General features: G+C 72.3%; 1 CRISPR repeat array.

What is annotated here, in order from left to right:
- Positions 1-41 precede the first annotated feature (41 nt).
- Positions 42-1,777: a CRISPR direct-repeat array (repeat unit 29 nt; unit sequence CGGATCACCCCCACGGGCGTGGGGACGGC).
- Positions 1,778-1,786: the final 9 nt, after the last annotated feature.

The raw sequence follows: 1,786 nt of genomic DNA, 5'->3' as shown, positions 1-1,786 counted from the left end.
GGGGACGGCGTCGACGCGCAATGGGCCCAGATTGTCGCCGGCGGATCACCCCCACGGGCGTGGGGACGGCGGGATCATGCTGGAGGAGGAGCGGAACCGCTTCGGATCACCCCCACGGGCGTGGGGACGGCGAGCCAATCAAAGGCAGTCGGCCGAGACATGCCGGATCACCCCCACGGGCGTGGGGACGGCGTGATCTGCACGGAGGAACAGGAATACCGGCGCGGATCACCCCCACGGGCGTGGGGACGGCAACGCCTTGCCGAGGTCGGCGGCCTCGTCCCGCGGATCACCCCCACGGGCGTGGGGACGGCGTGCGCCGGCTGGTTCGAACACGCCTGGTTCGGGATCACCCCCACGGGCGTGGGGACGGCGCCTTGGTGTGACGATGAAATTCGTCGAGCGCCGGATCACCCCCACGGGCGTGGGGACGGCCGAGGGAGCCCGAAATGGCCACGCAGATCATCCGGATCACCCCCACGGGCGTGGGGACGGCCAGCGGCGTTTTGTCCTTGGCGATGTTGAGATCGGATCACCCCCACGGGCGTGGGGACGGCGCGTCCGCTCAGGTCATCAACGCGATCGGCGGGGGATCACCCCCACGGGCGTGGGGACGGCACGACGTGGATCGACAACGACGGTCCGGACGGCGGATCACCCCCACGGGCGTGGGGACGGCGACGCCTGCAAGCCCATGACACGCCTGCGCGTCGGATCACCCCCACGGGCGTGGGGACGGCGTGCCGGTCCCCCGCCATGACCATGACGGACGCGGATCACCCCCACGGGCGTGGGGACGGCGTCGCGCCGGCTGACTGCCATGGTGGCGGCGCCGGATCACCCCCACGGGCGTGGGGACGGCGCACTTGCGCTGCTGCTCGGTGTCGGTCACGGCGGATCATCCCCACGGGCGTGGGGACGGCGGGATGATCTGGATCTGACCGACGTCGTCGTTCGGATCACCCCCACGGGCGTGGGGACGGCCCGTCGGCAGTGATCGCCGCCTCGGGCGTCAGCGGATCACCCCCACGGGCGTGGGGACGGCGAACAGTGCGGAGATCAGACATCGGCGCTCACCGGATCACCCCCACGGGCGTGGGGACGGCTCCGTCTCGACCGGACAGCGGTTGCACATGGCCGGATCACCCCCACGGGCGTGGGGACGGCTCCGTCTCGACCGGACAGCGGTTGCACATGGCCGGATCACCCCCACGGGCGTGGGGACGGCCCGCTGCGCATCTCACGCTCAGCGGCAATGACCGGATCACCCCCACGGGCGTGGGGACGGCGCCATCGCGGCCAGCTCGGCGCTGAGACGGGGCGGATCACCCCCACGGGCGTGGGGACGGCCAGCCCGGATGAGGTGCCCGCTGATGTCTGACCGGATCACCCCCACGGGCGTGGGGACGGCCGCCGGTGTGGGACCGGTTTGACATCGACGACCGGATCACCCCCACGGGCGTGGGGACGGCTTGACGATGATGAACGGGGCGGACTGTCCCGGCGGATCACCCCCACGGGCGTGGGGACGGCTTGGATCAAGCCTTCTAGGGTTGCCTCTGATCCGGATCACCCCCACGGGCGTGGGGACGGCTCGCACTGGGGGAAGGCCCGTCCGGGGATGAGCGGATCACCCCCACGGGCGTGGGGACGGCGCCTACGGCAGCCGGCGCTGTCCCTGGTCCAGCGGATCACCCCCACGGGCGTGGGGACGGCCTGCGACGGAGGCATGCTCGGGCAGGAGGATTCGGATCACCCCCACGGGCGTGGGGACGGCGCCACCGGC

The sequence above is a fragment of the Candidatus Protofrankia californiensis genome, from assembly GCF_900634765.1.
GTDB lineage: Bacteria > Actinomycetota > Actinomycetes > Frankiales > Frankiaceae > Protofrankia > Protofrankia californiensis.
Note: the sequence above shows the minus strand (reverse complement) of the source record. Positions and strands in the feature narration are given on the sequence as shown.